This window comes from Streptomyces sp. H39-C1, assembly GCF_027158125.1.
In the GTDB taxonomy this organism is placed as follows: Bacteria; Actinomycetota; Actinomycetes; order Streptomycetales; family Streptomycetaceae; genus Actinacidiphila; species Actinacidiphila fildesensis.
Genome location: NZ_JAPVLS010000162.1, coordinates 1 through 9,789 on the forward strand (window position 1 = coordinate 1; position 9,789 = coordinate 9,789).

At 65.6% G+C, this 9,789-nt stretch carries 6 protein-coding genes and 1 pseudogene; 5 read left to right on the forward strand and 2 right to left on the reverse strand.

The genetic code is table 11. The features are described 5' to 3' along the window. The first annotated feature begins 2,359 nt into the window (after positions 1–2,359). Positions 2,360–2,587 (forward strand): helix-turn-helix transcriptional regulator, encoded by a 228-nt coding sequence (locus O3W51_RS45925; RefSeq protein ID WP_198359546.1) that lies wholly within the window; start codon positions 2,360–2,362, stop codon positions 2,585–2,587. Between the two features lie 526 nt (positions 2,588–3,113). Here O3W51_RS45925 and O3W51_RS45930 read toward each other — a convergent pair. Further along, a complete protein-coding gene (locus O3W51_RS45930; protein WP_232486298.1) occupies positions 3,114–3,308 on the reverse strand; it encodes a hypothetical protein in 195 nt (64 codons plus the stop codon). A gap of 125 nt (positions 3,309–3,433) precedes the next feature. Between O3W51_RS45930 and O3W51_RS45935 the strand changes: the two genes are divergently transcribed. The 4 genes and pseudogenes from O3W51_RS45935 (at position 3,434) to O3W51_RS45950 (ending at position 9,325) form a co-directional block, all read left to right on the forward strand. Further along, a complete protein-coding gene (locus O3W51_RS45935) occupies positions 3,434–3,805 on the forward strand; it encodes a tyrosine-type recombinase/integrase (protein WP_232486299.1) in 372 nt (123 codons plus the stop codon). Positions 3,806–4,424: 619 nt separating this feature from the next. Continuing rightward, positions 4,425–4,946 (forward strand): annotated as a pseudogene (locus O3W51_RS49190) (WXG100 family type VII secretion target); the annotation flags it as partial. Between the two features lie 15 nt (positions 4,947–4,961). Continuing rightward, a complete protein-coding gene (locus O3W51_RS45945) occupies positions 4,962–8,897 on the forward strand; it encodes a DUF6531 domain-containing protein (protein ID WP_269289914.1) in 3,936 nt (1,311 codons plus the stop codon). Then, a complete protein-coding gene (locus O3W51_RS45950; RefSeq protein WP_198359548.1) occupies positions 8,894–9,325 on the forward strand; it encodes a hypothetical protein in 432 nt (143 codons plus the stop codon). The genes O3W51_RS45945 and O3W51_RS45950 overlap by 4 nt, the downstream gene beginning before the upstream one ends. Before the next feature lie 100 nt (positions 9,326–9,425). On the opposite strand, the gene O3W51_RS45955 is transcribed toward O3W51_RS45950, so the two are convergent. Next, positions 9,426–9,662 (reverse strand): hypothetical protein, encoded by a 237-nt coding sequence (locus O3W51_RS45955; protein WP_232486300.1) that lies wholly within the window; start codon positions 9,660–9,662, stop codon positions 9,426–9,428. Between the last annotated feature and the right edge of the window lie 127 nt (positions 9,663–9,789).

Below are 9,789 nucleotides of genomic sequence, written 5' to 3' on the forward strand. Positions count from 1 at the left end.
CTGAAAACCCTCGGAGCCGACAACATCGCCAAGACCACCCGGGCGATCCGCGACGAACCCCAACGAGCACTCCCCATCCTGGGCATCACCAACGAACCGGTCACCTAAGGAACTTGATCAAGCCCTGTCCGCCATGTCCCCGGTCCTCTTCCGCGGTCTCCTCATAAGCATCTCCACGCTCTACCTAGAGGCCCTGCCTCTTGGCGCGGCTCAATGTTTGAAATGGGGAGAATCTGTCTATGGAGCATCAAGGCTGCGCCTGGCTGCCACCTCCACACCCTGAGATGGCTGGTCGCAGTATCACTCACCCCACGTCGGGATCTTGGCGGCTGCCCGACTGAGGTGTGAGGTGCACGCAGGCCGAGCGGGGGCGCTGGGTAGCGGAAGTCTCTGCCCGCCGCCTCCGCCACGGTCGGGTTCGGATGGCCTTGACCGCGTCGTGGCAACGGGGGGTAACGGTGCGGGTCGCCTGCGGCGCCGCCCTTCCCAGGCAGCGGGAAGAGCAGACAGTGCATCAGCCAGACCCCCCTGGACGGGCCGGAACACGATCCGGCGAGCAGCCGATCATCTGCGGGGCGGGCCCGCACGCCGCACCGCCGTGCGACCCGATCCGACCACCCGCCACGGGCGCGACATGAGTTGTCCTAGCCGTCCTGGCCGGTGCCGTGCATGTCGCCGCCCTGATGGTGGCCCTCGCCTCACTGACGCTCGGTACCACGGTCGCCCTGGCTGCCCGTCTGGTAGCCGGAGCTATTCCCGCAACGATTGGCGAACGCCAGTCACTCGACATCTAGGCTCCGCCGCCCTCGCTGGAAACGGGGCCGTTCGACGAGCCCGTCCTGCCCTATAGAACCGAAAGGCACCCGTCAGCAGTGGAAGTCCCCCTGGGACTTTCCTGGGACTTCTGGCCTCATCAACCGGCACGAACGTGAAATAGCCGAAAGGTCATTCGCGCAGGTCAGTGGCCATCAGCCGCTCATCGTGGCAGGTCACCGCGCTCCCAAGTCTCTTCCGCGACATCTGACCGGGCGAATGCCGACATCTCTTCTGGGCGCTTACGCAATGCGAATCGGCACGACTCACACACCCGTACTGCCAGACGGGGCAGGCGATCCTCCTACGGCAGACCATCTGGGGAGAATCCGGGGAGTGCGAGCGGCCCTGGGGAGCGCGTAGGGAGAATTAGCTGCACAACCGGGCACGAGTCTGAAAGATCCAGAAAGACGGATCCGCCCAGGCCAGAGCCCTGTTCAGCGTCATCACTCCAGGTCAAAGCCGTCAGCTGGACAACTTCACGACGTACGTCCCGAGGTCTCCCTCTGGCACGGACCCCTCTCGTGTGGGGCCGCCAGACGGGCGAGGGCCCGGGTCCGGAGGACGGCAAGATCCTCGATGGCGCTGTTCAATTGGGCGAGCGAGTCGGACCTTGAGCTTCTTCACCTCCCTTTGAGCCGCGATCTGGGCGTCTCTCGAGTCGGGAGAGTCTCCGGCGGCCTGGAGCGACTGCAGGCGCTGTATGGACTCGTTGCGAAGGTGGGCATTGGGGTGGGCGCCGTCGAAGACGGTGCGTCGACAGCGGCTTCGCGGCGATGATCTTGATGTCGCATTTGCCGCCGTTCGGATTTTCGCCCCACGCAGGAGCCAGCTGGTCCATCGTGGCCCGGACGCGGTTTTCGTTCCGGCCCGTTGCGGTGCAGTGATCCTCAGGCGGAGTCCTCCTCGGACTGTTCGGCAGCCCGTACCGGCGGCAGCACAGCAGCGGCCGTGATGGCCGATGCCTCTTCCGCGCCCCAGGACAGTCCACGAGGTGCCGTGCGCCCTCGGCCGTCCCCTGAACTGTGGCGGCTCGCTCGTGTAGTTGTGCGCCCAACCCCTTCGAGGCACGGCAACATAGCCGGGGATCGCCGGTTAGCCAAACCGGTGATACTGCGGATCATTAGTGGTTCGACGCCACTCAACCTCGCAAGGACTCCGACGACGCCCCTAAACACGGAGTGCAGTCAGTAGCACCTACACCATGCCCACGGCGGCGAGAGCGGTTCCGGAAGCAATCGAGGAATCCAGAGAAGTGCGACCAGCAATAACTGAAGCAAACTTTTCCTCGGGCCTTTCTTGGAACTGTTAAGGGGGCGCTGGCCGGTACCGGTGTTCTCCGTTGGAGAACTAGCAACGATTGGGCTGGACTTCGCGCGCCTTCTGTTTAATGTTGTGTCTTGCCCGAGCAGAGCCCGGCGCCCTGAACACTTCTCCTCCCCGCAGCATCCCGAAATCCGCGTCCGGTTGCCAAACCCAACCCTGCCCTCCAACCCCCGGGAAGTCCATGCACCCTAAAGCACCGACGACCGAAAATGTCCGTTCCATGAATATCGAGCCATCGCCCGTCCCACTGGCCGGGGGGTGGTACACGACCGGGGAGATAGCCCGCCTGCTGCGGGTGGACGCCTCCTCGGTCCGTCGATGGAGGACGGCACGGCCCCCGCAGGGACCGCCTTTCGTCCGTCTGTCGGAGCGGGTGGTGATGTACGGCGCCGCCGATGTCGAACGGTGGCTGGCTGGTCGCCGCATCGACCCCGCGCAGGCGGCCTGATGCCCTACATAGAGCAATTGCCCATCGCCGTGGCGTTGTCGGCCGATATCGAGCACCGTGCGAACCGGCCGTTTCCCTACCGGGCGCGCGTGCGCTGGACCGATCCCCATACCGGCAAACGACGGTCCCTGTCGGAAGCCCGGGCCAGTGCCGAGGAAGCCCAGGAGTGGATCGACGCGCTGTTGGCCGCAGCCCTGCGCGGGATCGACCCGACCCGGTCCAATCAGTCGCTGGCCGACTTCGGGAACGCCAACATGCCGCTCGCCCTGCGCGGCTTGGAGGCCAAGACCACCGACCCGTATCTGGCGGGGTGGCGGCTACGAGTGGTGCCCAGCCTGGGCCACATCCCGGTCGCAATGATCAGCAACGGTGCGGTGGACCGCAGCGTGTACGGGTGGATCGCGGACGAGTGCGGGCGCTCCACGGTCAAGAACAGCCTGGCAGTCCTGGTGCGGGTGATGGAGCAGGCCGTGCGGGACGGCATCATCGCGCGCAACCCCGCGCGCATCGTGGGCTGGCAGTCGGCCTACAAGCAGGCCGAGGACGAACTCGACGACCCCCGCACCTTGGCCCTGCCCGACTGGGCGGCGCTCACCGCCCTGGCCGCGGCGCTGGTGGCACGTTCCCACGGGAACTTCGCCGGATGGGGCAGCGTGGTGATCTTCATGGCCTGCACCGCCGCCCGCATCGGCGAGGCATCCGGCGTGCGGGTCAAGGACATCGACCCGGTCAACTGGATCTGGACCGTGCGCCGCCAGACCACCCCCTCCCCCGGCGGGCTCGCCGATAAGGGCACCAAGGGCAAAAGCGGCCCGCCGCGTCCCGCTCATCGAGGAAGTGCGGCCCTTGATCGCGCAACGCCTGCTGGCCGCCGGCCCCGACCCCGACGCCCGGCTGTTCACCGGCCCGCGCGGCGGACGCATCACCACCGCCGTCCTGCGCGATGCCACCCACTGGGACGCGGTCGTCAGCTCCTTGGGTCACGAAAAGCTGCGCCGTCACAGCCTGCGCCACACCGGGCTGACGTGGATGGCCGACGCCGGGGTGCCACTGCATGTCCTGCGGCTCATCGCCGGCCACGGCTCGCTGCTCACCACCCAGCGCTACCTCCACCCCGACCTACAAGCCATCGTCGCCGCCGGACGATCGCTCAGCGCCCACCTGGCCGGAGCCCCCGGGCCCTCGGACCCGCTCGCCGCGACCCTGCGGGTCTTGTAGAAACCGGACAATGCAGGAGCAACCATTCGCGATCATGGTCCCCAAGCAAACAGGGCCTGATCAGGGGTTTCTTCCTCAGCACCGTCCCCAGCTGGTCCCCAAGCATCTGATGGGCTGTCACTTTGACGCCTAGTCAGAGCAATGCAAAAGGCCCGCTGACCTGGGATTTCTCCCAGCCAGCGGGCCTTTCAGCACCGTCGGGACGACAGGATTTGAACCTGCGACCCCTTGACCCCCAGCGTTCGTCACTGCCTGACGGACCGTATCAATTGGTCCGGCGCGGTCCCGATCGCCCAGGTCAGGTCCCGTTCGACGGCCACCTCCATGACGGCCGCTCCGCCTCCGTGACACCTCGTCCGTGAGAAGCCTGTGAGAGACAGGCGAGAGAGCGCACGGCTCTCTGCCTTACGACCGCTCCGTAGGCTGATCCGCCCGTTTGCGGGAAGTCGACAGTCCGTGCCGGTTGCGGTGGTAGGTCGGGCACCCTCACGGTTTGACCTGCGGCGGGAAGTCCTCCGTCCTCATGGCCCGGTCGACCGCTTCGAACCCGTTCAGTAGGGTCAAGTGTTCGCACAGTGACAGGAGCTGCGGCGGCTAGTCGATGCACGGGGGCACATACATGGGGAATCGGCCTACGGACTGGCACATACTCGACCTGGATCGGGATCCGGTCCCAGGTGATCCGTACGAGGTGAAGGAACTCGCCCGCAAGCTGGGCGACTTCGCGGACGACGTCTCCTCGGCACTGCGCTCGGTGCGGGGATTGAGCGGGAACAACGCGGTGCAGGACTGGGCGGGTCTGGCGGCGGACGCCTACCGGGAGCAGTTCGGGGACCTGCCGGGCGAGCTGACCAAGCTGGAGAAGTCCTACCGGCTGGCGTCGGGGGCGTTGGAGACGTACTGGCCGAAGCTGGAGACCGCGCAGGCGGACGCCGACCGGGCGCTGGCCCAGGGGCGTACCGCCCGGCAGGATCTGGACGCCGCCAAGACCACCCAGACCAACGCGAACGACTGGGTGAAGCGGGCCGGGGACAAGTCCAAGGAGTACCAGGCGGACCCGAAGCCAGGCGTGGAGCCGCCATCGGCCGAGGAGGTCCGCACCGCCACCCGGAACGCGCTGGACGCCTCCAACGCGCAGAACTCCGCGAACTCCGCGGTGCACGACGCGCAGCAGCGCTTGGACGCGGCGAAGGAACTGGCGGCTCAGGCGGCGCATCTGCGGGACACCGCGGCGAGCACCGCCGAGCACGGGTTGCACGAGGCGTCGGACGCGGGGATCAAGAACAAGCACTGGTGGGAGAAGGCGGTCGACTGGGTCGCCGACCACTGGGACGAGATCGTCGCGGTCTGCAAGGTCATCGTCGCGGTCCTCGGCATCGTCGTGATGATCATCGGCGGCCCACTGGCCTGGATCGTGTTGGCGGCGGCGCTGGTCGTGCTCGCCGATACCGTCATCAAATACGCGCAAGGCAAAGCCAGCCTCTGGGACGTGTTCTTCGCCGCCCTCGACTGCATACCCGGATTCAAGGGCCTCACCACCGCAGGTGGCCTCCTCAAGATGGCCAAGAACCTGCCCAAGCTCATGAAGGGTATGGGGAGTCATCTCGGCGACCTTGCGGGCGGTCTGCGCAAAGGCGCGGCCTGGATGCGCAAGTCGGGCGTGACCATGTTCAAGCGCAACAAGTGCGGCGACCCCATCGACGTGGCGACCGGCGAGATGGTCATGTCAGCGACTGATGTCCGGCTGCCGGGCAATCTGCCCCTCGTGCTGGAGCGCCACCACGTGTCGTCCTACCGCGCGGGACGATGGTTCGGAAAATCCTGGGCCTCGACACTGGATCAGCGTCTGATCCTGGACGATCAAGGAGTGCGTTACACCTCTGAGGACGGCATGGTTCTCTACTATCCCGTCCCGGCGCCGCGTACCCCCCGCATGCCCAGCGAGGGACCCCGCTGGCCGCTGGAGTGGGACGGATTCCCCGGCGGACAGATACGCATAGACCGCCCCGAGACCGGCCACACCCTGCATTTCGCCGCTGTGACCCGCAGTGCGGAGATGCCACTGGTCGCGATCACGGACCGCAACGGAGACCGGATCCGCTTGGAATACAGCGCAGACGGCAGTCCCACCGCGATCGTTCACGACGGCGGCTATCACCTCGGTATCGAGACCGACCAGGGCCGGATTACCGCTCTGCGGCTCCTTTCCGGCGCTGACCCGACGCTGCTGCTGCGCTACAGCTACGACACGGAGGGAAATCTCGGTGGGATCACCAACTCATCGGGACTCCCCCTCGCCTTCCATTACGACTCCCACGGCCGTATCACCGGCTGGCAGGACCGCAATGACACGTCGTACCGCTACACGTATGACGACCAAGGCCGCTGCGTTCACACGACCGGCACCGGCGGATACCTGGAATATCACTACGTATACGATGCGGTGGCACGTACCACCGTCGCGACGGATTCTCTCGGCAACGCCTCGACGTATCAGTTCAACGAGCACTTCCAGCTCGTCCGGCTGACCGACCCCCTCGGCAACGCCACTTTGACGGAGTGGGATCGTCACGACCGGCTGATCTCCCGTACGGACCCGCTCGGCCGCACCACCCACTACACCTACGATATCGCCGGCAATCTGCTGCGGGTCACACGACCGGACGGATCGACGGGCACAGCGAAATACAACAGTCTGCACCTGCCGGTGACGGTCACTCAGCCAGGTGGCGCACTCTGGCAACGCGAGTACGACGACTCCGGGAACATGCGGCGGATCAGGGACCCCCTCGGCGCGACGACCGACTACGAGTACGGCGAGCGCGGAGATCTGACATCCATCACCGACCCGCTCGGCGCGGTGCGGCGGATCACTACTGATCGCGCAGGACTGCCGACAGTCGTCATCGATCCTTCAGACTGCGCGACGCGATACGAGCGGGACGCCATGGGCAGGGTCATCTCCGTCATCGATGCCTCCGGCGGGACCACCCGATTCACCTGGAGCCTCGAGGGCCACCTGACCTCGTGCACAGGTCCCGGAGGGACGGTCGAGTCGTGGCAACGGGACCCAGAGGGCAACCAATTGCAGTATGTCGACGCCCTCGGAGAGCTTACCCGATTCGAATCTGCTCCGTTCGACACCTTGGCCGCCCGGGTGGAATCCGACGGCAGCAGAACGGAGTTCCGATACGATACAGAGCTGCGACTCACATCGGTGCACAATGCTGCAGGATTGCAGTGGCATTACGAATACGACCCCGCCGGGCGCCTTGTTCGTGAAATAGATTTCAACGGCCGGGAAATGAGCTATGGATACGACAACGCAGGACAACTGACGAGCCGCACCAATGGCGTCGGCCAGGTCACCCACTTCCGGTACGACCAACTGGGCAGGGCGGTGGAAAAACGCCACGACGGAGGGGTCACCACCTTCGCGCACGACCCGGCCGGCCAGCTGGTCCGCGCGACGAACGCCCATGCGGACCTCTCCTTCGAACGCGACTCGCTGGGCCGGATCACCGCCGAGACGTGCAACGACCGGACGCTGACGGTGGTGCACGACCTCCTGGGACGGCGCACCAAGCGAACCACCCCGGCTGGGGTTTCGAGCGAATGGTCCTACGACCCGAACAGCCGCCCAGCAGAATTGCGGCTCGCCGGCCACCCGCTCGTTTTCACGTTCGACGCAGCCGGGCATGAGACACGGCGGTCGCTGAGTGGTGGAGCGGTCCTCAGCCAGGACTGGGACAGCGCCCACCGGATGGTCCAACAGACGATCACCGGGGCCGGGGACGCCACCGGTCCCGTGCAACAGCGTTCCTTCACCTTCCGGCCTGACGACCAGATCATCGCGGTCGACGACCTCACCCAGGATCCACGGCAGTTCGACCTCGGACCTGGCGGCCGCGTCACGGCCATCCGCAGCCACACACGGCCGGAATCGTACAGATATGACAGCGTCGGCAATGTCACGGACACCTCCTGGGCCGGTCAGCCGGAGGGCGTTTCCGGAACTCGAACGGCAGTGGGCACCCTCATCCGTCGTGCGGGGCGAACCCGCTACGAGCACGACGGCCAAGGGCGGGTGATCCGTCGCGTCCAGCATTTGCTCTCGGGTGGATCACACGTCTGGACGTTCACCTGGGATGCGGACGACCGGCTGACGGAGGCGACCCAGCCGAACGGCAGCCGCTGGCAGTATCGGTACGACCCGTTGGGTCGGCGGATCGCCAAGCGACGGACCACACCTGAAGGGGCTGCGGCCGAACACATCGAGTTCAGCTGGGACGGCCTCCGGCTGGCCGAGCGAACCGAAGCCAATTCCACCACGACGTGGGAATGGGAACCGGACGGCCGGCGCCCACTCGCCCAGTTCGATCAGGCCGAGGTGGACCGGCGCTTCTACTCCATCGTCAGCGATGCCGTCGGTACCCCGACCGAGCTGATCGACACGGCGGGTGACATCGCCTGGCAGCGCCAAGCTTCCTTGTGGGGCGCGCCCTTCGAGCAAGAAACCGGAGAGGCGGACTGCAGACTGCGCTTTCCCGGGCAGTACGCCGACGACGAAACCGGGCTCCACTACAATTTCCATCGGTACTACGATCCCCACAGCGCCCAGTATCAATCACCTGACCCATTGGGCCTGACGCCGGCGCCCAACCCTCACGGATATGTGGTCAACCCGCTCTCATGGAGCGACCCACTGGGCCTCGTCCCCTGCACCGTGTACCGGGTCGACACCCGGCACCCGGACGACATCTTTCGGATCGGCTTCGAGCCGAGAGGAACGAACATGAACCTCGAGGAGCATGTGGCCGGTGTATCAGGAACGTGGACCGAAGCCTCGGGATTCATTTCCACCACCAGTTCCCACGCTTACGCGGTCACCAGGTCGGCGGGCAGCAGGTATGTCTACAAGATCCGAGATGCCGCCGGCGGCATCGACGTGAACGCCCGGATCCCAGGAAATACGATGGCCCACGAACGAGAGATCGCTTTTCCTGGACATGTGGATCCGTCACACATCGAGGGGTGCTGGCACCCGGACGGAACGTGGGTCGACAACCCGGGCTTCGGAGGAGGATCATGATCGAGACCATCGAACTTTTCGCGGTGGACGCTCAAGGAGGTCGGACACCCGTTCGGCTGGCGATCTCGGATACGCGACCCTATGTTCTGCGCGTGACGAGAAATGGCGCCGTCACGCACGCCGAGCACACTGGCGACAATCTCTTCGTGTGCCTGCTGGACGCCAGAAGAGAATTGGAAAAGCACGGGCTGCTGCTCTGCTGCCAAGGAGCGCGCCCGGACGTCTCCACCTCCGGGATGGAGTCCCAAATGACTGATGGGCGGTTCGTCTACGAGCTGCTGAGCGAACCGAGCCGCAGTGTTTCCACCGAACGGATCGATATCTTCGCGCCCGCGGAGCCCTCGCAAGTGGTGACCGTAGCCGCGCAGCGCGCCGCTGTCATGGACTTCTTCGGCCTCACCGACCGCTCGGGCGAGCAGAAACACTGAAGGCTGTGCCCGTAGGTGGCTGCTAAGGGCTTGCAGGGGATCAAGGTGTTGCTTCCCTGCAAGCCCTTGTGGTCTGCGTCCGAAGTCCTTCGGGGGTTGATCAAGCTGCCAGGGCGACGGAGGATTCTTCTGGGTGATCGGCGGTGTGCCGGTCGAGCCTAGCCAGCAGATCGTCCAGGTCGGAGGTGGTGAACTTCCACTGGAACGGCTGTGCCGTGGCGTTGTAGCGGTCTTCGAAGGCTCGGAGCCGGTCCCCGACCTGGGCAAGGTCGGTGAAGTCGTTGGGCGAGACGACCTTGCGCTGCACGACGGAGAAGAAGATCTCCACCTGGTTCAACTAGTGCTGAATTCCTCAACTTATGGGTATACACGGTGTGTTGAGGAGTGCGCTGGGGGTGGATGGTGCCGACATTGCTGCGGGCTCGGCCTGCTTCGGGTCCGGATGAGGCGTTGATGATCGACCG

What these genes read in the sequence shown, in the direction of transcription:
- O3W51_RS45925 (WP_198359546.1), top strand. Translation starts at nt 2,360, where the DNA reads ATGAATATCGAGCCATCGCCCGTCCCACTGGCCGGGGGGTGGTACACG.
- O3W51_RS45930 (WP_232486298.1), bottom strand. Translation starts at nt 3,308, where the DNA reads ATGTCCTTGACCCGCACGCCGGATGCCTCGCCGATGCGGGCGGCGGTG.
- O3W51_RS45950 (WP_198359548.1), top strand. Translation starts at nt 8,894, where the DNA reads ATGATCGAGACCATCGAACTTTTCGCGGTGGACGCTCAAGGAGGTCGG.